This is a genomic window from Sinorhizobium chiapasense (assembly GCF_036488675.1).
Taxonomy (GTDB): domain Bacteria; phylum Pseudomonadota; class Alphaproteobacteria; order Rhizobiales; family Rhizobiaceae; genus Sinorhizobium; species Sinorhizobium chiapasense.
In genome coordinates this window covers 603,811-627,463 of sequence record NZ_CP133148.1, presented here as the reverse complement: position 1 = coordinate 627,463, position 23,653 = coordinate 603,811, and the positions used below count along the sequence as shown (strand labels likewise).

Here is a 23,653-nt window from a genome sequence, read left to right as displayed (position 1 = left end):
ATATGCATCAGGACGGCATTCCGGGCTTCGCGCTGACATGCGCGGCGCCCGCCAAGATCAATCTCGCGCTGCATGTCGTCGGCCAGCGCGCCGACGGCCACCATCTTCTGGAAAGCCTTGTTACTTTCGCGGACTGCGGCGACCGGATCGGTCTTGCGTTGGCTGATGGCGACCGCTTCACCGTGTCCGGACGCTTCTCGGACGAGTTGCCGCTTTCAGCGGAAAGCAGGGGCGGCAATCTGGTGTTGCACGCGCGCGACCTGTTGCGGAGCGAACTGACCTCACGAGGCATCGCCGCCGGTCCCGTCCACCTCCATCTCGAAAAGAACCTGCCCGTGGCCTCCGGCATTGGCGGCGGCTCGGCGGACGCGGCGGCAACCCTTCGGGGTCTCCTTATGCTGTGGGGCGGGTCCGTGGAGCCGGCGAAGCTCGATGCCGTCGCGCTCGAACTCGGCGCGGACGTGCCGATGTGCCTCGACGGCGGGCCGCTTCTGGCCGCGGGAATTGGCGAGAAGATCACCGCCCTTCCCGATCTCCCGTCTTTCGCGATCGTCCTCGTCAATCCGCTGGTCGCCGTTTCGACACCGATGATCTTCCGGTCGCTCGTCAACAAGACGAATCCACCGCTCGTCCTGCCGAAAGGTGTGAACACAGCGGCGGAATGGTTGTCGGCGATGGCCGATATGCGCAATGATCTGGAGGGCCCCGTGCGGGGGCTCGTTCCTGCGATCGAGGAGGTATCAGGCTGCCTGAAGGCGGCGGGCGGCACGCTTGTACGCATGTCCGGCTCCGGCGCCACCTGCTTCGGCCTGTTCGACAGCGACGAAAGGGCGCATCGGGCCGCCGAGCGTATTTCCGCCAGCCATCCGGAATGGTACGTTTGCGCCGCGCGAACCACAGCGCCGCGCATCCGATCAGGCGCGCAAAGGTCGCTGTAGCACTTTGAATTGCTGCATGATTCCTTAAATCGATTCCGATTTAAGGAATCATGCAGCAGAGGGAGAGGATAGCACCCAATGCCTGGCATCGACGAAGGCCGCTCCTTCATTCCCGTCGGCATTGCCGTTCTTACGGTATCCGACACGCGCACGCGCGCTGACGACAGGTCAGGCGACACGCTTGAGGCGCGCATCCGTGAGGCCGGCCATCGGCTCGAAGCAAGGGCGATCGTCCCGGACGACCGGCAGAAGATCTACGATCAAGTGAGGGCCTGGACGCTGGACGATGCGATCGACGTAGTCATTACCACCGGAGGCACCGGCTTCACCGGCCGCGACGTGACGCCGGAGGCGCTTGAGCCCCTTTTCGAAAAGCGCATGGACGGCTTTTCCGAAGTGTTTCACAGGATCTCCTACGAGAAGATCGGCACGTCGACGATCCAGTCGCGAGCCACGGGCGGTGTCGCCAATGCCACGTTCATCTTCGTCCTGCCCGGATCGCCGGGCGCCTGCAAGGACGCCTGGGACGGCATCCTGAAGCAGCAGCTCGACTATCGGCACATGCCCTGCAATTTCGTTGAAATAATGCCGCGGTTGGACGAGCATCTCAAACGCGGCTAGAGCGGGATGAGGAAAGGTGTGTGCGGTTTTCCGCCCGCATCCCGCGTCTCGACTTGTTAGAATCGATCACGTTCATGATTTTAGGTCGATCCGACCTAAAATCATGAACGTGATCTGGCGCGTTCGGCAGCGGCCGCAAATTATTCCGCATCCTGCTTCAGGTTGTTCCCCGCGAAACAGCCGGCGTCACAGTCACTTGCTAAATTCCACCTCGTCAGCCGGCGCGGGGTGGCCGAAGGCAAGACCGATCATCCATCCTCAAGCGCAGCGAAGACAAATCATCCCACGACACGGGCGGGGGAAGAGCAGGATGCATACGACATGCCGTCCCTTGGATTGCATGGCAAGCCATTTTCGCTAGCAAGGTCATTTGAGAGCCGCTTCGGGGGGTGCCGCGAACAAGACAGGCACCCCATTCTTGCGATCGATACCTACAGCGACCTTTGCATTGCTGCATATCTTTAACCCTAAATCGGCTACGATTTAAGGAAACATCCAGTAGCCAGCGACTACTCCGCTGCCGGTCGCTTGCCGGCCGCTACCCAGGCGGGAACAAGCTCAGTCACCAGTTTGCGCGCGGCACGAATATTGACCATGTCGCTCAGCCGCATGTTCGCGCGGGCGACGGCGATCGCATCGCACTTCTGCATCAGGAAGCCTGTCTCAAGTGGGCGCGCCCTGCGCGAGAGGCGACTTAACAGCGGGCGGCGATGCATTCGTGAGGGAGAGAACCGCGCCGGATTTCTGTTGAGCGACACATATTCAAGAAGCTCGTCCACCCAGCGCCCTGTAGGCCGTGCGCCCGGCTCCAGGAACATCAACCATTGGCCGCGTGCCGAACGGACAATGTCGCCCAGGTCCCAATCGACGCAAAAACGGCAGCCAGCAGCATCAGCGACACGCAGCGAACCGTCTTTCGAACCGTGATCGAGAATGATGACGTCACTGACGAGGCCCTCCACGGCGCCGGCAACAAGCACCGACAGCGTCTGCGCGAGTTCGGCCTCGTTGTCCCGTGTTTCCATGATGATCGTCAGCATAGTCGTTCCTACCGCATTGCACTCACAAATGCTACAGGCACCGGGCTTGCCCGGTTCGGCATGCTCGGTGGTGATCTCCTATCGCTCAGATGCTCAAGTTTGTTCTTGCTTTGTTCCGCCTTCTGCGATAGGAAAATAATCAGCAACGAAACGGAGCCCGTCTGTTTCCGAGGAGATATCGATGACCGAGCTGTCTCAATTGAGGCAGGGCGCCCTTGCGCCCGCCAACACCGCGGACATGGCCGAAGCAAGGATCAAGGGAACGGGCCTGAGGATCGACATCGATCGCCGGCGCGGCCGCGGCGCCGGCCTCAACATGTCGGGTCGCTTCGAACCGCAAACACGCGAGGTCTTCGACGACGGTTGGGAGAGCATCGAGGAACTGCCGCCCTTCAAGACGGAGGTCCAGGTCGAGAAGCCCCGCGCGGTTATCACGCGCAACGAGTCTCCGGACATTGGTTTCGACCGTTCGATCAATCCCTATCGCGGCTGCGAGCACGGCTGCATCTATTGTTTTGCCCGCCCCACCCATGCCTATATGGGCCTCTCGGCGGGCCTCGATTTCGAGTCCAAGCTTTTCGCCAAGCCGGACGCCCCGCGTTTGCTGGAGCGCGAATTGGCAAGGCCAGACTACAAGGTTCGCCCGATTGCCATCGGCACCAATACCGATCCTTATCAGCCTATCGAGAAGGAATGGCGGATCATGCGCCAGGTTCTCGAAGTGTTGAAGGCGGCAAACCACCCGGTGATGATCGTCACCAAGTCGGCCATGGTGACCCGCGACATCGATCTGCTTGCCCCGATGGCGGAAATGGGTCTCGCGCGGGTCGGCATTTCGGTAACCACACTCGATCGAAAACTGGCGCGCACGATGGAGCCGCGGGCATCGACGCCGACAAAGCGGCTCGAGGCGATCCGCGCCATCTCGGATGCGGGCATCCCCACCGGTGTTCTGGTTTCACCGATCATTCCGGCGCTGAACGACCATGAGATCGAACGCGTGCTCGATTCGGCGAAGACGGCGGGCGCGTCGGAAGCGAGCTACGTGCTGCTGCGGCTGCCGCTCGAAGTAAGCCCCCTCTTTCGCGACTGGCTGCTGCGCAATTATCCGGACCGCTACCGCCACGTCATGTCGCTGATCCGCTCCATGCGGGGCGGCAAGGACTATGACGCCGAGTTCGGCAAGCGCATGAAAGGGGCCGGTCCTTATGCCTGGCAGATCGGCCGGCGCTTCGAACTTGCTGCCAAGCGCCTGGGGCTAAACCTGACGCGCCGGCAACTCAGGAATGATGTCTTCGTGCCGCCGCTCGGAATGGGGGTGCAACTGTCACTGCTTTAGGATCTCCGCACTCCTGAGAATTCCCGCCAAATACAAGCCGATCTCCTCTGTGACAGGAGTTCGATAGCATCGTTCATGCAAATCCTCGGTTCCGGCGCCCTCCCCGCCTCAGGGTGGCGCTGGTTTTCCTCCCGGTCACCGCCGCACTCGTACCGGGGGGCTTGAAGGGAATCGGGCGAATATGCAAGTGTCCCCTGCATGTCACCTCGCAAATCGCCCGATTCCCCGCTTTTTCCCATCGAACTGCCAGTCCCCGATTTCGGCTTCGAGCTTGCCGCTCGCCGGGATGGCTTTTGGCCTGTTGCCGGTGCGGACGAGGCGGGGCGGGGTCCGTTGGCTGGTCCGGTCGTTGCTGCCGCGGTCATTCTCGATCCGGACGCCATTCCGAACGGTCTCAACGACAGCAAGCTCCTGAGCGCGGAACAGCGCGAAGCGTTGTTTGAGGAAATTCTCGCGACGGCGACGGTGTCGATCGCCTCGTCTTCGGCGACACGTATCGACACGACCGATATCCTCAAGGCGAGTCTCGACGCGATGCGGCGGGCCGTCGATGGTCTTTCCACGACCGCGCGTTTCGTACTCGTCGATGGCCGCGATGTTCCGCCGGGCATCTCCTGCCACGCCAAAGCGATCGTCAAAGGCGATTCCCGATCGATGTCGATCGCCGCCGCATCGATCGTCGCCAAGGTGACCCGCGATCGCATGATGGCGCGCGCCGACGTCACGTTCCCCGCCTATGGCTTCGCCATTCATGCCGGCTATGCCACCGCAATGCACCGAAACGCGATCGGCAACCATGGCCCCTGCTCGCTGCACCGAATGAGTTTCCGTCCCTTTCGCCAGGTTTGACGCCCCGTGCGCATTCGGCCTGAGAACGGCAGGCGCGTCGGCCGGTCACGGCGCGCGTGACATCTTGTACGCGCAGCCTATCCCTCGCTGAAATACCAGTTTCTCGAGCGCCTTCAGGTCACGGACAAGGACCGTTGCGTGCTCCATGTGGCAAAGCCGAGCGACCGCGTCATCTGCCCACTCAAGCCCCATGCACGACGGCTGCCCGACGGTTCGTCCAGAGGCACTTCGACGAAGGCGCACTTACCTGAACGAATGACCGGGCCACGCCGGAGAATATGCGCAACCGACGTTGCGCCGCCGAGCATCCCTTCGGCACCGTCAAGGGAGCGATGGCAGGCGCCGCTTCCTCACCAAAAACCTCAAGGGCACCAAGACCGAAATGGCGCTGTCGGTGCTCGCGTACAACATCCTGCGCACCATCAACATGAAACCGACGCCGGCATGGACAACGCCGAAATGCAAAAGAGGCCCCGGTTAAACCGGAGCCTCCATTCGTTTCCACACAGCCTGCGGGGCGGGTTTCTTTCGGATTTCAGACCGTCGCCGTCTCAGTTGAGCCGAGACTTGACCTCGCCGAGCGCCTTCTTGAACAGCGTATCCTGCGCACCGGCATCGGTCTTGGCTGACAAGACCTTCTCTGCCGCGCTAATCGCCAGATCGACGGCTGCCGAGCGGACCGCATTGATCGCGTCGCTTTCAGCCTGCTTGATCTTCTGTTCGGAAAGTGCCGTGCGGCGCGCCACATATTCCTCGGTCTTCTGCTTGGCCTCCGCCGTCAGCATTTCCGCTTCCCGCTGCGCAGCGGCAACGATGCTGGCGGCCTCGGCCTCGGCGTCCTTGCGCTTGCGCTGATATTCAGCGACCAAGCTCTGGGCCTCTTCGCGCAGGCGCTTGGCTTCCGCCAGTTCGTTGCCGATCTTGTCGGCGCGTGCGTCGAGCGCGCTGGCGATCATGCCCGGAACCTTGAGATAGGCGATGAGAGCAAGGAAGAGGATCAGGCCGATAAGGGCATAGAAAGTCGCATCAAGAGCCATCGTTCATTGCTCCTCAGTTGCCTGCCGATGCCTTGACGGCGGCAGCGATCTCGGCCTTGGTGACGGTTCCACCGATCAGTTGCTTGACGACGGCGGTGGCCGTTTCCTCGGCAATGGCGCCGACATCGGCAAGCGCCTTGGACTTGATATCGGCGATGCGCGTTTCGGCGGCGGTGATCTTCTTCGCAAGATCGCCCTCGACCGCGGTCCGGTCGGCAGTTGCCCTGGCCTTGGCAGCTTCGCGCGCCGTGTCGGCGATCGAATGCCCCTTGGCCCTGGCGCTTGCCAGTTCCTGCTCGTAGGACGCGATGGCAGCGTCAGCTTCGCCTTTAAGGCGCGACGCTTCATCCAGATCCTGAGCGATCCGGTCGTGGCGGGTTTCGAGAATGCCGCCAATGCGCGGAATGATGACCTTCGACATCAGCAGATAGAAGAGGCCGAACGTGATCGCGAGCCAGAGCAACTGCGATGCGAAATGGGTCGAATCGAAAGGCGGGAACACGCCCGTGCCGTGTTCGCCTTCGGGGGCCACACCCGTTTCGGTGTGCACCTCGCCGGCCGCAGCGGGATCGTGTGCTTCGCCTTCAGTGGTGGTTGACTGGGCATAAGCCGCGGTCACAAACATGCTCACCTCCAGGTGCACTCAAGAATATGCGCGGCCGCGGCCTCTGAGCGAGGCCGCGGCCAAAACTTCGGTCGGTATTAGACGGCGAAGAGGAGGAGCAGGGCTACGAGCAGCGAGAAGATGCCCAGAGCTTCCGTAACGGCGAAGCCGAATACGAGGCGGCCGAACTGGCCGTCAGCAGCCGACGGGTTGCGCAGCGCGCCGGACAGGTAGCTGCCGAAGATGTTGCCGAGGCCGAGAGCCGTGCCGGCCATACCGAGGCATGCAAGACCTGCACCGATGAACTTTGCTGCTTCCGCTTCCATGATTGAACTCCTTCGAAATGGTGTTGCGGCTAGGATTTGTGCTTCCGCCGGAGGACCCGGGCGGAAGCCAGCGACTGTTATTCCTTAGTGGCTTCCCGGATGGACGGCGTCGTTGAGGTACATGCAGGTCAGCACCGCAAAGACATAGGCCTGAAGGAAGCAAACGAGGAACTCAAGACCGGTAATGGCGACGGTCATGATGAGAGGCAGGATCGCACCGCCGATGCCGAGCGCGCCAAGGGCGCTCAACGAGGTGACGAAGCCCGCGAAGACCTTCAGCGTGATGTGGCCGGCCAGCATATTGGCGAACAGACGGACCGAGAGGCTGATGGGACGGGAAAGGAACGAAATGATTTCGATCGCAACGACCAGCGGCAGCAAAACCCCCGGCACGCCGTGCGGCACGAAAAGCTTCAAAAAGCCCAGACCGTGCTTGTAGAAACCATAGAGAATGACGGTACCGATGACGAACACGGCCAGAGCGAAGGTGACGATGATCTGGCTCGTTACCGTGAAGAAGTAGGGAAACATGCCGAGCAGGTTTGCCGTCAGGATGAACATGAACAGCGAGAACACCATCGGGAAGAATTTCATCCCGTGGCTGCCTGCCCCTTCGCGAAGCATCGACGCAATGAACTCGTAGGACACTTCCGAAACCGACTGCAGGCGCGTCGGGATCAGCCCGCGCTGCGACGTGGTCAGATAGAGAAAGCCGGCGGCCACGCCGACGGTCGCAACCATGAACAGCGACGCATTGGTGAAGGAAAAGTCAATTCCGCCAATTTCGATCGGGACAATCTTGTTGACCAGGAACTGGTGGGTCGGATCGTTTGACACCGCGCTTCTCTTTCATTTTGCCCGCCCGCAAGCGGAAACCGTGTTCTTTCGGGCGGCGCCTCAGGCGCCATCCCCGTCCTTCTTGTCATTTCCAGGACTACGTCGTCCCTGATCCGGCGTCGCCACCAGCCCGGCCGACCGCAGCACATTCAAGACGCCGGCACAGAACCCCAGGAGGAGCAAGATGATCATGCCCCACGGCCCTGTACCCGCAAAATGGTCCAAAAGATAGCCCAGAAACGCCCCGACAACGATCCCGGCGATGAACTCGCTCGAGAGCTTCATCGCCGCCGCGTAACCTTGCCGGCTTTCCGCGGCGCGCGCCTCGACGTCGTCCGACTTGTCCGTCCGCTTGGACGCGATGTCGTCGCCAAGGCGCTTCAGCCGCGCTTCCAGACTTTCTTCCGGCTTCTCCGTCACATGGCTCCCCTTTGCAGCCCCCACGCGGTCTTAAACGCGATCTCGGTCATACAAACGGCCGGTGTTCAAGCCACGCTTCGGCCCCATTTGAAGTCGCGCGCAACATAGTTTTAGGCACCCGTATAGTCAAGGCATGGGAGCACCTTGGGCGTGGACAATATTTTTTCGTAATTTCAGAGGCTTAGCCATATTTTTGGCAAGCTGCGGCAAAGCGGCAAGGGGAATCGGCAGCGACCGAACGGTCTTGACCGGCCGTTCGGCGCGAAGTCATCCAACGGAATCGAGGCTGTCGATCAGCTCCAGCCGCCGCCATAGGTGCGGTAGAAGATGTGCAGGCCGATCTTACCGACGCGCTTCATGGTTTTAGCCCAGGCCGGCTTCACATAGGCCGCGTGATAGTGCGTTGCCGACCCCACTTCCGGCAGCCAGATCTTGCCGGCGGTGACGGCCAGCGCGACCTCCTTGGCGGTCTTCCAGTGCGAGCGCGAATATATCAGGTCGCGGATCATGTCGCAGGCGAACGAAAACTGGCAGCGGTTGCGCCAGGCCTTGTTCTGGTAGACAACTCCGCAAATCGCCTTCGGGTAAGTCGGATTGCGCACGCGATTGAGAATGACCTGGGCCACCGCTGCCTGGCCCTTCACCGACTCGCTGCGAGCCTCGAAGTAGATCCCCTCGGCAAGGCAAGTCTGCTCCTCCTTGCTAAAGACCGTGGCGGGCAACGCGGTTGCCGCCCAGGCATGGTCGTCGGGTGCGATGTCCGGAATGAAGCGCCCCCCGTTCTTGTCTTCCCGGAGGATCGAATCGAAGGGCGACTCACGCGCATAGTCCGGCTCGGGCCGGACATAGGCGGTCGCAAGAATATCGGCCTTGTTGTTGGTAATCAGCTTGGCGAGCATTGGCGAGACGCCGGGATCGGCCTTCGGCGGCTTCTTTCGGTAGAAGGCCGTGGCGATCTCGATCTCCTTGCCCTTGATGCGCGGTTTGGCAAATACCATCTTCTCGGCCCCGTCGAAGTCCGGCTCCATCAGCGAACTCGTACGCTGGAGGATCGAACCGGCGGTAAAGTCCTTCGGCGGGGTCACGGGGCTGACAGCAACGATCCGACCCCTCTTCAGCTTGCGGGTCACACGGTCTTCGTCGGGCGTCGCGCCCTTGTTCTTGGTTTCCGCGGTCAGCGCCACGTGGCTGCCATCGGGCATGGTGACGCCGGCACCGCCATCCAGGGCGCCGGTGGTGATCGGATCGGCGAATACCATCTCGACCTCGTGCAGCGAACCCGCAGGCGATTGCGTGAGATACATCCGCCAGCGCTCGCCACCGCGGTTGATGCCCGACAGGAAGGTCGCCAGGTCGGAATAGGCGACCGTTGACGGGCAGCTGAGAAAAAGGGCGATGCCGATCAACGCGGGCGCAGCCCAGGCCGGCAAAGACATACGAGACTTGCAACGCAACTTGTGGCTCTGACGCACCGACCGGCTCCACGCAACACGTACTCGGGCACGCGTTCTCGCAAGCCGGCGAAGGGCCAGCTCCAAGATTCCGTGCAGGAAGCTAAGATTTGGAAGCGGTCGGACAGCACCCCGGAACCGCCTCGTTCGAGCCTTGAAAATGAAGCATTAACCTTGATGTTTGGTTAATGCGGCTGTGATGTTTCTGTCGGAGGAAGATGCTTTCCCGAGGGCGCTCAGATGATCACGTGAGAGCCGAGCTCGACCACGCGGTTGGTCGGCAGACGGAAATAGTCCGACGGGTCGATCGCCGCGCTGGCGAGCGCAATGAACAGACGATCCTGCCAGTGCGGCATGCCGGACTGGGCGTCGGGCACAAGCTTGCGGCGACCGAGGTAGAACGACGTCGACATGATGTCGAATTTCAGCCCCGACTTGCGGAAGAGACCCAGCGCCTGGGAGACGTTCTGGGTCTCCATGAAACCGAACTTCATCTCGAGCAGCGCGAAGCGCTCGGACAGAGGTTTCATGCTGACCCGCTCCTCCTTGGGCACTTTCGGTGTATTGGCCGTGCGTATCGTCAGGATGAAGTTCTGCATGTGCAGCACGTGATTGTGCTTGATGTTGTGAAGCAGTGCCGCCGGCGTCGACTCCGGGTCGCTTGTCAGGAAGATCGCAGTCCCGGGCACGGCCACCGGCGCATGCTCGCTCTTGCGTTCGATCGACTTGATGAAGCTCGCCAGCGGAATGTCGATATGCCGTGTCTTGGCATGCAGTAGTTCCGTGCCGCGCTTCCAGGTCCACATGATTATGATGAAGGTCGCTGCGATCAATATCGGCACGTAGCCGCCATCATGGATTTTCAGCATGTTGGCGCCGAGGAAGAAGAACTCCAGCGTGAAAAGCGGCAGCAGCGCGCCGGCTGCCCACCAGGCCGACCAGTTCCAGCGGGCACGCAGGAACTCGAAGGAAAGGATCGTCGTCACGACCATGGCACCGGTGACGGAGATACCATAGGCGGTCGCCAGGGCCTCGGAAGAACCGAACACGAAGACCAGAGCCATGACGCCGAACATCAGCAGCGTGTTGACGTTCGGCAGATAGATCTGGCCGGTGTGGGTCTCGGATGTATGGAAGATCGCCATGCGCGGCAGGAAGCCGAGATGGATCGCCTGTCGCGTCAGTGAAAAAGCGCCGGTGATCACGGCCTGGCTGGCGATGATCGTCGCTGCCGTCGCCAGGATCACGGCTGGAAGCAGCGCCCATTTCGGAAACATCAGGAAGAAGGGATCGGACATCCCTTCCGGGTTCTTGAGCACGAACGCACCCTGACCGAGGTAGTTCAGGGTCAGTGCCGGAAAGACGACGGTGAACCACGCCCATTGGATCGGCCGGCGACCGAAATGGCCGAGGTCGGCATAGAGCGCCTCCGCCCCGGTCACGGTCAAAAAGACCGCGCCGAGCACGATGATGCCGACAAAGCCTTCGTTCAGCATGAACGTGGCCGCATAGAGCGGATTGAACGCAGCGAAGATCGACAGATCGTCGGCGATGTGCATCAGACCGACCGCGCCCATCACCATAAACCAGACGAGGGTGATCGGCCCGAAGAAATTGGAAACCGCAGCGGTGCCTTTCGACTGCACGGCGAATAGCAGCAGCATGATGACCACGGCGATCGGAACGACATAATCCGTCAGCGCAGGCGTCACCAGCTTCAGACCCTCGACGGCCGAGAGCACCGACAGCGCCGGTGTGATCATTGCATCACCGATGAAAAGGGCCGCTCCGGCGATCCCCATGAAGAAAAGTATCGCGGCGTGTCCATTGGCGGTCTTCATCAAAAGAGCAAGCAGGGAGAGCGTGCCGCCCTCCCCTTGGTTATCTGCGCGCAACAGGAAGAGCACATATTTGATCGTGACGATGATCGTCAGCGTCCAGAGCATCAACGAGATCAAGCCGATGATCTCGACGTCGGTGACGCCGTCACGTGCAACAGGCCGCAGCGCCTCGCGGAACGCGTAGAGCGGGCTGGTGCCGATATCGCCATAGACGACGCCGATCGATCCGAGCCCGAGGACGAGCAGGCGGCGCATATTCTCGGACCCGTGTACGGCAGGGGCAGACAATTGAGACATACGTGTCCAACAGGCTCTTAAAGCCAGCCTTTCCAACGGAAGAAGAAGAAGGGTATCACGGCCGAAATCACCATCGCCGCCAGCGCCCACGGATAGCCGAGCTGCCATTCAAGCTCCGGCATCACGCGGAAATTCATTCCATAAATGGAAGCCACGAGGGTGGGCGGCAAGAGGACGACCGACGCGATCGAGAAGATCTTGATGATCGCATTCTGCTCGACATTGATAAGACCAAGCGAGGCATCCAGCAGAAACGTGATGTTTCCCGAAATGAACGCCGCGTGCTCGGAGAGCGATTGTATGTCCCGAGATATCGAGCGGCAGAGCTCGCGGCTGTCCTTGTCTTCCTGCACGACGGGTACAGTGTAGACAAAGGTCAGGAGCCTTGAAAGCGAAGCAAGGCTGTCACGCGTTTTGGCGACGAGCCTGTGGTGACCGGCGACATCGCGTAGCCGTGCCTCGAGCAAGTGCGGCGGCCGACGTCTGGCCGCCGCCTTGTCGCCGAAAACCTCGATCGACAGGTCGTCTATCTTGTCCACGGCCTGTTCCAGGATTTCCGCCGTCCGATCGGCGATCGTCTCGAGCAGCCGGATGAGAAGCACGGCGCCGTTGCGGCAGCCGCCGGGAATCCGATGCATGCCGGCTTTGAACAGGCCGAACGCCCTGGGTTCCGCGTAACGGATCGTCACCAGCCGGCCGCCAGAAAGAATGAAGCCGACATCGGTCAGGCCGGGAATTTCCGTGTCGCTGCGATAGACCAGCGACACCGTCATGAACACGGTGTCGTTCTCGGTATAGAGGCGGCTTGACGGCTCGATATCCTTCAGGTCGTCCCGCGTCGGGATGGAGATCCCCAGCAATTCCTCCATCATCAGATCTTCCGCCTTGCTCGGCTCGACGAGATCGACCCAGACGACATCAGGCCGCAGGGACGCCGGCGGCTCTGCCGCCGACAAGGCAACGGCGTCACCGTTCGTACAGTATCCCGTGATCATGCCGCTGCCCTTTTCATGCGGCCGACAAAAACAACCCACGAGTCTCTGAAGCGATCAACCGCCACACGATTTCCATAATGCAGATTCATCAGATGAAGCGTCCGCCCTGCACGACAAATCCTCAATCGTTTGTCGCGGGAGGCGATAGTCTCCGGCGAGAGGCGCTGAGCCGATCACCCTGCACAGGGGCGGCAAGGCATATGGCGCAACGCGTACGCAAAATCAATGCTCCCTTGCGCATGCCTGTCCCCGCAGGATTTCATTTCGGCGCAACCTAGCCTGCTCGGACGAGCTACGCAAATCTATTCGAAGACGATATCGGGCATCGTCCTGCTCTTGCTCTGGCGAGCCGCCGAAAGCTGCTCCCAGACATTCGCTGCGATCTTCCGGTAGATGCGCGCCACCTCGCCCTCGGGTTCCGAAACCACCAGCGGCGTTCCCGCGTCGGATGTTTCGCGAATGCCCATGGTCAAAGGTACCTCGCCGAGGAACGGCACACCGATGCGCTCGGCCTCCTTGCGCGCGCCGCCATGCCCAAAGATGTCGTAACGATGGCCCGTGTCGGGAGCCACGAAATAGCTCATGTTCTCGACAATGCCGAGAACCGGGACTTCCACCTTTCGGAACATCGTAAGGCCCTTGCGCGCATCGACGAGTGCGAGGTCCTGCGGCGTCGAGACGATGACGGCGCCGGCCAGCGGCACCTGCTGGGCCATGGTCAGTTGCGCGTCACCGGTGCCGGGCGGCATGTCGACGACGAGAATGTCGAGGTCGCCCCAGGCCACCTCGCGCAGCATCTGCAGCAGGGCCGACTGGATCATCGGACCGCGCCATATCATGGCAACCTCCTCGTCGACGAGGAATCCCATCGACATGACCGTCAGCCCGTAGTTTTCCATCGGGCGAATGAGCCGCCCTTCGATCTGTTGCGGCCGGCCGCTGATTTTCAGAAGGCGCGGCATGGACGGGCCATAGATATCGGCGTCTAGCAGACCGACCTTCAAGCCGTTCGCCTGCAGTGCGAGTGCCAGGTTCACAGATGTCGTCGATTTGCCGACGCCGCCCTTACCGGAAGCAACGGCGATGATGGCGCCGACTCCGGGTATACCCGCCTTTGCCGGAGCGCCACCGGCCGGACGCTGACTGTGCCCACGACCCGCCGGCGGAACCTGCCGCGGTGTTTGAACCGGCGCCGCTTGCGGTGCTGCCTTGCGATCGGCCGTCAGCGCGACCATCGCCGCCTTGACGCCGGGTATTTCGCGCACGACCCTCTCCGCCGCGGCGCGCATCGGCTCCAGCTCCTTCGCCCGATCGGCCGGCACGGTGATCGAAAAATAGGCCTTGCCGTCGGAAATGAAGACATCGGAGACAAGACCGAGATCGACGATATTGCCCTCCATGTCCGGGCCGCGCACGCTCCGCAGCTTTTCAAGAACCGTTTCCCTGGTTACGTCCGGCATGCCGCCCTCTTCATCTGTCTTCGTTACGGCGCCTGGAGAAGTCGTTCAGGCGGCAACACTTTGAACCACTACTGCACTTATCCTTAAATCGTATACGATTTAAGGATAAAAATATGCAGCAATTCAAAGTGCTACAGCGTCCTTTGCGCGCCTGACTAGACACGCGCGCCGTAGGCAATTTATCCCCAAATCTGACCCGATCTAAGGAATTATGCAGTAGATAGTCGAGGCGGAGCGGTTCGCCAATGCGACAGATTAGGAAAAACAGGGCCGCCAGCCGATCGTCGTGTCCGTACATCCGGGATCACAAACGACTGGCGGCGGCCCTGCTTCCTCGCAACCTTCTTGGGCGCTGTTTTATTGTAGTCCCCTCTGGACACGACAACACATATGCACAACGCGTGCCAGATTCGCGCCTTGCTGAAAAATCCAGTCATTTCAATTAGATGAGAGTTATGCGCATTGGAAACGCAGGCGCCGGTGGCTGCACTATTTCTGAGCAAGCATACTATTTGCGCACAAATACGAGACGCGCAGACAGCAAACTTTGTGCGCGTTGCATGAGGCACACGCTCGAGCGTCTGAAAAGACGCGCGGCGCTGCAGCGCTGGCGATCAGCTGATGTAGCCCTTCTTCATCGCCTTCACGACCGCCTGCGTGCGGTTTACCGCGTCAAGCTTCTTGGTAACGTGATTGAGGTAGTGATTGACGGTATGCTCGGAGAGACCGAGGATACCTGCGATTTCGGCGCTGGTCTTGCCGGCCGCCGTCCAGCTCAGGCACTGGATTTCCCGCTCGGACAGGGCTGTATTGGTATTCTTCCAGACGGAGCCGATCTCCGCCAATCGATTGTAGACGTGGATCGCGATCATCTGCAATTCCATCGCCGCCGTCATCGGCAAGTCCATCACGGGTCCCATGAGAATGACTGCACCGCGACCGCCTTCGGCGTCGTGGACCGGGAAGTAGTTTGCCTGGAAAATGCCGTTCTCGCGCAACATGGCGATGTAGTCTGCAGCCGATGTCGGCTTGCCGCCCTCGTTTTCCCAGTCTTCGAGCGTGATCTGGAACGGGGTTGTGGTCTCCCTCAAGCGACGCACGCCGGTGCTGAAGCGCAGCATCGACAGGCTGTCGTATTTGTTGAGCAGCTCGGCCGGCATGTTGGAAATGACGGTCGTTGCCGCCAGCCTTTCCACCTCGATCGCTGGAATCGAACAGATGAGAAAAACCTTGAAACCGAAGAGCTGCGTGACCCGTCGCATGTAGCGGATGATATCGAACTGGGTCTCAAGCCTTGCGATTTCAGACGCGAAATCACCGCCCCGGGGCAGATCGGTGTCAGTCATCCCGGTCGTCATCGTATCTTGCATTCGCGCGTTCCATGGCATTCATCAATAATCAAATAGCCCGAGCAGTCGACCAATGCCAACAGATGATCGACGTTCGGCGCTATTCTTGCGCAAAAGGCTGTGTATTTCCCTGCTTTGCGAGCCGCATATTCCGTCCAGCCTCTCCGAAAACGAAACTCAGTTGATCAGCCCGGCACGCATGGCCTTGGCAACGGTCTGAACACGGTTGACGGAATCCAGTTTGCGCGTCGCGCGATTGAGGTAATGATTCACCGTATATTCGGAAAGCGCCATAATTCTCGCCATCTCCATGGTCGTCTTGCCCGCGGCCGCCCAGCGCAGGCACTCGATCTCGCGACGAGAAAGGCTGCCGGGTCCCCGCCTGTCGCGTCCTCGCACTTCGTTCAGCCGGCTGTAGAGAAGGCCTGCCCAGAGGTTGAGCGCCTGCATCTCGTCGTTGGACGCCAGCTCTCTGCTCCCGCCAAAAGCGATAGCGGCGCGGCGTCCCGATGCGTCATGAACCGGCAAATAAAGACCACGCGGCAGACCGGCCGCTTCGAAAACGCAAGCCGCGGCATCGCCCTTGCCGTCGAGCCGCCTGCGCGCAAGCTGGTGGGCATCGTAGGTGAACGGAATCGTGCTCCGGCGCAGTCGCTGGACGACGGGGCTGCCATCGATCAGTCGTGCGCTGTCGTAGCGCCTGAGGAACTCCGATGGCCAGGTCGTCATCAGCGCCTGCGCGGCCAGGCTGTGGCATCCCGCATCAGGGATCGACAAAACCAGGAATCCGCGAAAGCCATAAGCGTCCGATATCTGACCAAGAACCCGCTTGATATCGTCTTCGTTGCCCAGCGCTCCCGCGACTGACCGCCCGCCGGGGAGAATCAATGAGGATATAGCTGCGCTGAAATCTACCACCCGCTCGTCTCCTACATCCCGCGCCCGATCGAGCGAGGCCGCTTTCGCCGTGATAAAACTAAGTCAAAACTTCCGCCAAAAATCAAATTCCGCTTCAGGCGCCTGCAACCGGCCGTAGCGGCTTGCCTGATATATCGCAAGCTAACGATCTCGAAACATCACGTCCAGTCGAAGTTCCTAATTTACCGTAAAGCGGACTTAACGTCCATTGCGCCCAGGACCGAGGCGCATTCGGACTTCCTCCTCGATCTTTCCTGCCGTCCCCCGTACGACCTCGGCCCAGACCGCTAACTGCACCATATTGACCCGATAGGCAGGCCCGGTGACGGATACGCCCGCAACCAAATCGTGTTCCGGGACGAAGATCGGCGCGGCGACGCAGCAGATCTCCGCCTCGTGCTCCTCCCGGTCGAACGCGTGCCCATCTCGGCGAATTTCGTCGATTTCGGCAAGCAGGCCGGCTGCGGAGCGATGCGTATGGGCCGTGAACGGGTGAAATTTCGTTTTTGCGGCAATGCGCATCAATTCCGGCTGCGACAGCGACGACAACGCCGCCTTGCCGATGCCCGTGCAATAGGCCGGCGACGCCTTGCCGATCTGCGAGCTCATCCGCACCGTCTGCCGGCTCTCGACCTTGTCGACATAGATGATCTCCGTTTCCTGCAGGACACCGAGGTGAACCGTCTCGCCGGTGAGTTCATGCAAACGTAGCAGATGCGGCTCAGCGATGTCACGGAAGCGGTTGCCGGACCAGGAACGATAGGCGAGCTTCAACAGACGCAGGCCCGGCTCGTAAGCCAGATCACGCCCCTGGACGAGCAGACCCTCCTCGACCAGGTGACTAAGCAGCCTATGCACCGTACCGCGAGGCTGACCGACGGACTGAACGATATCCGTGAACCGCTGCCGGCTGCCGGCCGTCACAACCGCCTCGAGGACCGCCATGGCCTTGCCGAGTGTGCCGGTTCCGGCGATTTCAGTCTCTGCGTCGGTTGTGTTGGTTTCGTTCATATCATCAGACTTCGGTCAGCGGCATCGTGCCTTGACAGGATAAACGCAATGGCGCGATAATTCCAGATAATAAAACATAGTTCCACATAATGGAACTACCATCCCAATACCAGCACAGGGGAAGCCATGCCATTACCGAGCGGTCAGTTTCCCGACCTGCAAAACAACGGTGTGCTGATAACCGGCGGCGGGTCGGGCATAGGCGCCGCCCTGGTGGAAGCTTTCTTGCGGCACGGTGCGCGCGTGGCCTTCATTGACATCGCAGAGGAAGAGAGCCTTGCCCTTTGCGAGAAGCTGGCCGCCGAAACGGGAAGTAGGCCTCAATTCATTCCTGCCGATCTCAGGCGTATCCCGAGCTTGAAATCGGCCGTCGATACCGCTGTCGACGCGCTCGGCTCGATCCGTGTGCTCGTCAACAATGCCGCACGTGACGACCGGCAGCCGCTGGAAGCGGTCACGGAGGAGAGCTGGGACGAAAGCCTGTCCGTCAATCTCAGGCACCTCTTCTTCATGTGTCAGGCAGTGACGCCCCACATGCGGCGCGCCGGCGGCGGGTCGATCGTCAACTTCTCCTCCATCGCCTTCATGCTCAACATGCCGGATGTACCCGCCTATGCGACCGCTAAAGCCGGCATCGTCGGCCTCACAAAGTCGCTCGCCGGGAAACTCGGCCCGGACAATATTCGTGTCAACGCGATTCTGCCCGGCATGATCGTCACCGAACGGCAGAAGCGGCTATGGCTGGACGATGATGCGATCGCGCGGATGCAGGAGAGACAGTGCCTGAAACGCATGTTGATCGCCGAAGACCTCGTTGGGCCTTGCCTCTATTTGGCTTCGGACTGCTCGGCGGCGATGACGGCCCAGACCATGATCATCGATGGAGGCGTATTTTGATGACGGCAGGCTATTATGCCGCGGTCGATTGGGGAACCACGAGTTTCCGGCTGTGGATCATCGGGGAAGATGGCGCCGTCCTTGCGGAACGCCGCAGTGCTGAGGGCATGACAACGGCGGCGAAGGTCGGCTTCCACGCGGTTCTCGACGCCCATCTCGCCGCGACGGACGCTCCCGGCCATCTTCCGATCATCGTTTGCGGCATGGCCGGTGCCCGCCAGGGCTGGAGGGAGGCCGGTTACCTCGATACACCGGCCGCCCTTACCGCGATTGCCAGCAGCGCTATTTCCGTCCCGGACGTCGACCGCGATATCCGGATCCTTCCCGGCCTCGCCCAGCGCGACATGCGCCATCCGGATGTGATGCGCGGCGAAGAAACCCAGCTTCTGGGCGCCGCCGGTGCGCTCGGCACCGGGCGGCACCTCGTGTGCATGCCGGGCACGCACAGCAAATGGGTCCGCTTGAGCGGCGAGACGGTCGACGGCTTTTCGACCTTCATGACCGGCGAACTGTTCGATGTCGTCTCGCGTCACTCAATTCTCAGCCATGCCGTATCGGACGGGGGCGCGTTCGGCGGCAGTGATCCGGCCTTTCTCGAAGCCGTGTCGGAGGCGACGCGGAATCCGGCTCTCGCCACGAACCTGCTTTTTTCAGTGCGAGCGGGACAGCTTCTTCACGCGATCAGCGCCACCGACGCCAAGGCGCGGCTCTCCGGCACCCTGATCGGCATCGAGATCGCCGGCGCACTTGCCACAGCCGGATCGATCGACGGAATCTGCCTCGTCGCATCAGGCCCGCTTGGGGCACTTTATCGTGCGGCCCTGGAAAGCCAGGGCCTCAAAGTTCAGCATGTCGACGCCGACGATGCTGTGCGGGCCGGCCTTTCCACGGCCGCCTGCGCGATCTGGCCCCTTTGACGGAAAGAAGAAGATGAACCGCATTCCCTTGCCACCGATGAAATATCCGCTGATAGCCATCTTGCGTGGGTTGAAGCCTGCAGAAACGGAAGGCGTCGTCGGCGCGCTGATCGAGACGGGCTTCACCGCAATCGAAATCCCGCTGAACTCGCCGGACCCGTTTCGTTCCATCGAAATCGCCGTGAAGATGGCGCCGGCCGGCTGCCTGATCGGCGCAGGAACGGTGCTGACGACGGCGCAGGTGGAGCAACTCGCCGACGTCGGCGGGCGGCTGATGGTGAGCCCCAACGTCGAACCGTCGGTGATCAAGCTTGCCGCGGCGAAAGGCATGGTAACGATGCCGGGCGTGTTCACGCCGACCGAGGCGCTGGCCGCAGCGGGCGCGGGTGCGACCGGTCTCAAGTTCTTTCCTGCGTGCGTCCTCGGCCCTTCGGGCATTGCGGCGATCCGCACCGTTCTTCCAGCCGATATCGAGATCGCAGCCGTCGGCGGTGTGTCGGAGAGCAACTTCGCCGACTATGCCAAGATTGGCATTCGCAGCTTCGGCCTCGGTTCGAGCCTCTACAAGCCCGGCATGAGTGCCGCGGAGGTTGAACAGCGGGCGAAGGCGACGCTCGAAGCCTATGACACTGTTTATGGAGGCCAGTGATGACAGATCCCGTTCCCTTCTCCGGCCGCGTTCTCTGCGACCTCGGCTCCGAGCTCGGTGAAGGTCCGACCTTCGATCCCGGCAGCGGCACCGCCTGGTGGTTCAATATCACCGGCCGGGAACTGCATGAGCTGCATGTCGAAAGCGGCCGAAAGACGGTTCACACCCTGCCCTTTCTTGGCAGCGTGCTTGCCGTCATCGATCCCGCCCGGCAATTGATCGCGTCGGACCAGGGGCTTTTCCTTCGCGATACGGGAAGCGGCAAGCTCTCCCTTTTCGCCACGCTCGAGGACAAGCCGGTCAACCGCTCCAACGACGGTCGCGTCCATCCGTCCGGTGCTCTCTGGATCGGCACGATGGGACGGAAAGCCGAAAGGCATTCGGGTTCGATCTACCATGTCGCCGGCAACCGCGTGACCAAGCTCTACAGCAACATCAGCATTCCAAACGCAATTTGTTTCTCACCCGATGGAGCCACGGCCTATTTCGCCGATACGGTCGTCAACCGTCTGATGCGCGTCGACATCGATCCCGCCACTGCCCTTCCGACCGGCGACGCCGTCGTTCTTTCCGACGAGAGCACTTTGCCCGGGGGCCTCGACGGCTCGGTCTGCGATGCCGACGGGCTGATCTGGAACGCCCGATGGGGCGCGAGTTCCGTCGACGTCTACAAGCCGGACGGCCAAAAGGTCGCCCGCTACGCCGTACCCGCGACGCAACCAAGCTGCCCCGCCTTCATCGGGGCGAAGGCTGACCGGCTGCTGATAACCTCCGCCTGGCAGGGGATGGACGAGACCGCGCGGGCCGCCGATCCCAATGCCGGGAAGACTTTCGACCTCGGCATCGAGGTCAAGGGCCGTTTCGAGCCCGCGTTTCTGCTCTGACAAGATAACAAATACTGGTATCGGGCCGCCAAAAAGTCATACAATTTCTCCATGCGATGAATCGCCATGGGAAGGGAGGGCTCGGATGAGCGAAAAGAAAAAGGAACTGAGGAGCCGCCACTGGTATGGCGGAACTCACAAGGACGGCTTCATCCATCGGTCCTGGATGAAAAACCAGGGGTTCCCGGATCACGTTTTCGACGGGCGCCCGATCATCGGCATCTGCAACACCTGGTCCGAGCTCACCCCCTGCAACAGCCACCTGCGCGTATTGGCAGAAGGCGTCAAACGCGGCGTGTGGGAGGCCGGGGGGTTCCCGGTCGAGTTCCCTGTTTCCTCGCTCGGCGAAACGCAGATGCGCCCGACCGCCATGCTTTTCCGCAACCTTCTGGCGATGGACGTCGAAGAGGCAATCCGCGCCCACGGGATCGACGGCGTGGTGCTGCTCGGCGGCTGCGACAAGACGACCCCGGGGCAGTTGATGGGCGCCGCCTCCGTCGACCTGCCGACGATCGTGGTTTCCTCCGGGCCGATGCTGAACGGCAAATGGAAGGGCAAGGACATCGGCTCGGGCACGGATGTCTGGAAATTCTCGGAAGCCGTGCGGGCCGGCGAAATGAGCCTGCAGGAATTCATGGCCGCCGAAAGCGGAATGTCGCGTTCGCCCGGCGTCTGCATGACGATGGGCACCGCAACCACGATGGCCTCGGTGGTGGAAGCGATGGGCCTTTCGCTTCCCACCAACGCGGCCCTTCCTGCCGTCGACGCGCGCCGCATGGCGCTCGCACACATGACCGGCAAGCGGATCGTCGAGATGGTGCACGAGGATCTCCGGCTGTCGAAAATCCTGACGAAGAAGAACTTCGAGAACGGCATCATCGCAAACGCCGCCGTCGGCGGATCGACGAATGCTGTCGTGCACATGCTAGCGATTGCCGGACGCGCCGGGGTTGACCTCTGTCTTGAAGACTTCGATCGCGTCGGCGGCCAGGTCCCCTGCATCGTCAACTGCATGCCGTCGGGCAAGTATCTCATCGAGGATCTCGCCTATGCGGGCGGCCTGCCGGCAGTGATGAACCGCATCCGGCATCTGCTCCATGCAGACGCGCCGACGGTCTTTGGCGTGCCGATCAGCAAATATTGGGAAGGTGCCGAAGTCTACAATGACGACGTCATCCGTCCGCTCGACAACCCGTTGCGTGCCGCCGCCGGCATTCGCGTGCTGAAGGGCAATCTCGCCCCGAACGGCGCGGTGATAAAGCCATCGGCTGCGAGCGAGCACCTGCTCGTGCACGAGGGGTCGGCCTACGTCTTCGAGACAATCGAAGACCTAAAGGCCAAGATCGACGATCCGGACCTGCCGGTAACCGAGGATACGATCCTCGTGCTCAAGGGCTGCGGCCCGAAGGGCTATCCCGGCATGGCGGAAGTCGGCAACATGCCGATCCCACGCCGGCTCGTCGAAAAGGGCGTTCGCGACATGGTGCGCGTTTCGGATGCGCGCATGTCGGGCACCGCCTTCGGCACCGTCGTCCTGCACGTCAGCCCGGAAGCCAATGCCGGCGGTCCGCTTGCGATCGTCAAGACCGGCGACCGAATCCGTCTCGATGCCATGAAGGGCGAGTTGAACCTCCTGATCAGCGAGGAGGAGTTCGCGGCTCGCATGGCCGCCTGGCGGCCACCGGAGCGGAAATGGCAACGCGGCTACTACAAGCTCTATCACGAGACCGTACTTCAGGCCGATAAGGGCGCCGACCTCGACTTCCTCGTCGGCAAGAGCGGCAGCGACGTGCAACGCGAGAGCCATTAGAGCGCGTGCGGTTTTCCGCGCGCATCCCGCTCTGACCTGTAAGATCGATCACATTGATGACTTTGGCATCGATTCGACCCAAAATCGACGTGATCCAGGTTCTTATCGGACGCCGCCACTTCGACCCATTTACAGTAAAACTCGAAGATCCCGGATCAATCTCCGTCCGGGATCTATAATGCGAATTTCGTCGCTCTCTCAAAGTATTACCCAAAGGTGGCCTGAGAACACCTGCCCGCGGGCTTAGATTTAGCCACACCTAAACAAAGCAACAACTTTACTAGCCGACTTTGCGAAATACAGTGACCGTCCGATTGATCCTGCCAAGACAAAGCGTCCCAAGGTAGAATCGTCGTCATTGCCTAGGGCGGACGCTTGCATTTTTTACGGAACAGATTTCGCTGCCGGACGTTGCTTGAGTATCACCAACGCGGCGGGGGCAGGCCGCTCGCCAACGCCGCGGGGTGATCGACAACGTCAACGAAAGGCAGTCTGATATGACAAAGAAACTTGTATCTTCCGTTGCGGCTGGCGCGCTTCTCGTGGGCGTTACCTTCGCCCCGACAAGTTTCGCGCAGCAGACAACAACCCCGCCTCCGGCCGACCCGGCAGCGCCCACGCAGATGCAGCCGGGCGGCACGACACCGCCTGCCACGGAGCCTCCGGCTGACCAGGCCCAGACTCCTCCTCCCGCTGGCGAAGCACCTGCGGATAAAATGGCCAAATCGGACTATCTGACCGAGCAGGCAGACGACCAGATCGCTACCAGCACTTATGTAGGCCAGTCGGTTTACAATGCCGCCGATGAAAGCATCGGCAACATCAACGATCTGATCATCAAGAAGGACGGCGGAGTCGAAGCGGCCGTGATCGGCGTCGGCGGCTTCCTCGGAATCGGTGAGAAGAACGTCGCGGTCCCATTCGACCGGATCGAGATTTCTGAGCAAGCCGACACGTCAGCATTGAAGCTGACCACGACCGAAACCGCTGACACGCTGAAGGCAGCGCCGGAGTTCAAGACGAAGGCGCAGATGATGGCCGAGCGTCAGGCCGCGCAGCCGGTTGACACATCGACAACCTCGTCGACCGGTACGGCACCGGCAACCCCGACGCAGCCGGCACCTCAGCAGTAGTGAGCTGAACATAGAGCGGGACAGCCCGCT

Annotated in this window: 23 protein-coding genes and 1 pseudogene; 11 read left to right on the top strand and 13 right to left on the bottom strand. The window is 61.2% G+C overall.

Annotated elements, in window-relative coordinates; all coding sequences use genetic code 11:
* Positions 1-2 precede the first annotated feature (2 nt).
* Together RB548_RS02895 and moaB are read left to right on the top strand one after the other, a co-directional pair.
* Complete coding sequence (locus tag RB548_RS02895) at positions 3-938, top strand: 4-(cytidine 5'-diphospho)-2-C-methyl-D-erythritol kinase (protein WP_331373553.1); 936 nt, start codon at positions 3-5, stop codon at positions 936-938.
* A 78-nt stretch (positions 939-1,016) separates the two neighbouring features.
* Positions 1,017-1,559 carry a molybdenum cofactor biosynthesis protein B gene (moaB, locus tag RB548_RS02890; protein WP_331373552.1) on the top strand — a complete coding sequence of 181 codons (543 nt, stop codon included), beginning with the start codon at positions 1,017-1,019 and terminating at the stop codon, positions 1,557-1,559.
* A gap of 509 nt (positions 1,560-2,068) precedes the next feature.
* Here moaB and RB548_RS02885 read toward each other — a convergent pair.
* Positions 2,069-2,599: a glycosyltransferase family protein gene (locus RB548_RS02885; protein WP_331373551.1), complete on the bottom strand. Its 531-nt coding sequence runs from the start codon at positions 2,597-2,599 to the stop codon at positions 2,069-2,071.
* Positions 2,600-2,780: 181 nt separating this feature from the next.
* On the opposite strand from RB548_RS02885, the gene RB548_RS02880 reads away from it, so the two are divergent.
* The 3 genes and pseudogenes from RB548_RS02880 to RB548_RS02870 form a co-directional block, all read left to right on the top strand.
* Positions 2,781-3,938, top strand: coding sequence for a PA0069 family radical SAM protein (locus RB548_RS02880; protein WP_331373550.1), 1,158 nt, complete (start codon positions 2,781-2,783; stop codon positions 3,936-3,938).
* Between the two features lie 198 nt (positions 3,939-4,136).
* Positions 4,137-4,787, top strand: coding sequence for a ribonuclease HII (locus tag RB548_RS02875; RefSeq protein WP_331373549.1), 651 nt, complete (start codon positions 4,137-4,139; stop codon positions 4,785-4,787).
* Between the two features lie 278 nt (positions 4,788-5,065).
* Positions 5,066-5,268: pseudogene (locus tag RB548_RS02870) on the top strand (hypothetical protein); the annotation flags it as partial.
* Positions 5,269-5,338: 70 nt separating this feature from the next.
* Here RB548_RS02870 and RB548_RS02865 read toward each other — a convergent pair.
* From RB548_RS02865 to RB548_RS02810, 12 genes are all read right to left on the bottom strand, one after another.
* Complete coding sequence (locus RB548_RS02865) at positions 5,339-5,824, bottom strand: F0F1 ATP synthase subunit B (protein ID WP_331373548.1); 486 nt, start codon at positions 5,822-5,824, stop codon at positions 5,339-5,341.
* A 13-nt stretch (positions 5,825-5,837) separates the two neighbouring features.
* Positions 5,838-6,449, bottom strand: a complete 612-nt coding sequence (locus RB548_RS02860) for a F0F1 ATP synthase subunit B (RefSeq protein ID WP_331373547.1) — start codon at positions 6,447-6,449, stop codon at positions 5,838-5,840.
* A 77-nt stretch (positions 6,450-6,526) separates the two neighbouring features.
* Positions 6,527-6,754: a F0F1 ATP synthase subunit C gene (locus RB548_RS02855; RefSeq protein WP_012707029.1), complete on the bottom strand. Its 228-nt coding sequence runs from the start codon at positions 6,752-6,754 to the stop codon at positions 6,527-6,529.
* 84 nt (positions 6,755-6,838) lie between these two features.
* Entirely contained in the window at positions 6,839-7,591 is a 753-nt protein-coding gene (locus RB548_RS02850; protein WP_331373546.1) for a F0F1 ATP synthase subunit A, read from the bottom strand.
* Positions 7,592-7,651: 60 nt separating this feature from the next.
* Positions 7,652-8,011: an AtpZ/AtpI family protein gene (locus tag RB548_RS02845; RefSeq protein ID WP_331373545.1), complete on the bottom strand. Its 360-nt coding sequence runs from the start codon at positions 8,009-8,011 to the stop codon at positions 7,652-7,654.
* Positions 8,012-8,304: 293 nt separating this feature from the next.
* Positions 8,305-9,447, bottom strand: a complete 1,143-nt coding sequence (locus RB548_RS02840) for a cell wall hydrolase (RefSeq protein WP_331373544.1) — start codon at positions 9,445-9,447, stop codon at positions 8,305-8,307.
* A gap of 251 nt (positions 9,448-9,698) precedes the next feature.
* Positions 9,699-11,600, bottom strand: coding sequence for a potassium transporter Kup (locus RB548_RS02835; RefSeq protein WP_331373543.1), 1,902 nt, complete (start codon positions 11,598-11,600; stop codon positions 9,699-9,701).
* Positions 11,601-11,617: 17 nt separating this feature from the next.
* Entirely contained in the window at positions 11,618-12,595 is a 978-nt protein-coding gene (locus RB548_RS02830; protein WP_331373542.1) for a magnesium transporter CorA family protein, read from the bottom strand.
* Between the two features lie 302 nt (positions 12,596-12,897).
* The gene (gene apbC, locus RB548_RS02825) at positions 12,898-14,055 is read right to left on the bottom strand and encodes an iron-sulfur cluster carrier protein ApbC (protein ID WP_331373541.1); all 1,158 of its coding nucleotides are present in this window, start codon (positions 14,053-14,055) and stop codon (positions 12,898-12,900) included.
* A 614-nt stretch (positions 14,056-14,669) separates the two neighbouring features.
* Positions 14,670-15,443 carry a LuxR family transcriptional regulator gene (locus RB548_RS02820; protein WP_408642395.1) on the bottom strand — a complete coding sequence of 258 codons (774 nt, stop codon included), beginning with the start codon at positions 15,441-15,443 and terminating at the stop codon, positions 14,670-14,672.
* 138 nt (positions 15,444-15,581) lie between these two features.
* Entirely contained in the window at positions 15,582-16,322 is a 741-nt protein-coding gene (locus RB548_RS02815; protein WP_331373539.1) for a helix-turn-helix transcriptional regulator, read from the bottom strand.
* Between the two features lie 198 nt (positions 16,323-16,520).
* On the bottom strand, positions 16,521-17,333 hold the full coding sequence (locus RB548_RS02810) for an IclR family transcriptional regulator (protein ID WP_331373538.1): 813 nt from the start codon (positions 17,331-17,333) through the stop codon (positions 16,521-16,523).
* Between the two features lie 126 nt (positions 17,334-17,459).
* On the opposite strand from RB548_RS02810, the gene RB548_RS02805 reads away from it, so the two are divergent.
* The 6 genes from RB548_RS02805 (at position 17,460) to RB548_RS02780 (ending at position 23,623) form a co-directional block, all read left to right on the top strand.
* On the top strand, positions 17,460-18,230 hold the full coding sequence (locus RB548_RS02805) for an SDR family NAD(P)-dependent oxidoreductase (protein ID WP_331373537.1): 771 nt from the start codon (positions 17,460-17,462) through the stop codon (positions 18,228-18,230).
* Positions 18,230-19,147, top strand: a complete 918-nt coding sequence (locus tag RB548_RS02800) for a 2-dehydro-3-deoxygalactonokinase (RefSeq protein WP_331373536.1) — start codon at positions 18,230-18,232, stop codon at positions 19,145-19,147. Before RB548_RS02805 ends, RB548_RS02800 begins: the two co-directional genes overlap by 1 nt.
* A gap of 13 nt (positions 19,148-19,160) precedes the next feature.
* The gene (locus RB548_RS02795; RefSeq protein ID WP_331373535.1) at positions 19,161-19,796 is read left to right on the top strand and encodes a 2-dehydro-3-deoxy-6-phosphogalactonate aldolase; all 636 of its coding nucleotides are present in this window, start codon (positions 19,161-19,163) and stop codon (positions 19,794-19,796) included.
* Entirely contained in the window at positions 19,796-20,680 is an 885-nt protein-coding gene (locus tag RB548_RS02790; protein ID WP_331373534.1) for an SMP-30/gluconolactonase/LRE family protein, read from the top strand. The genes RB548_RS02795 and RB548_RS02790 overlap by 1 nt, the downstream gene beginning before the upstream one ends.
* 85 nt (positions 20,681-20,765) lie before the next feature.
* Positions 20,766-22,490 (top strand): IlvD/Edd family dehydratase, encoded by a 1,725-nt coding sequence (locus tag RB548_RS02785; protein WP_331373533.1) that lies wholly within the window; start codon positions 20,766-20,768, stop codon positions 22,488-22,490.
* A 497-nt stretch (positions 22,491-22,987) separates the two neighbouring features.
* The gene (locus RB548_RS02780) at positions 22,988-23,623 is read left to right on the top strand and encodes a PRC-barrel domain-containing protein (protein WP_331373532.1); all 636 of its coding nucleotides are present in this window, start codon (positions 22,988-22,990) and stop codon (positions 23,621-23,623) included.
* Positions 23,624-23,653: the final 30 nt, after the last annotated feature.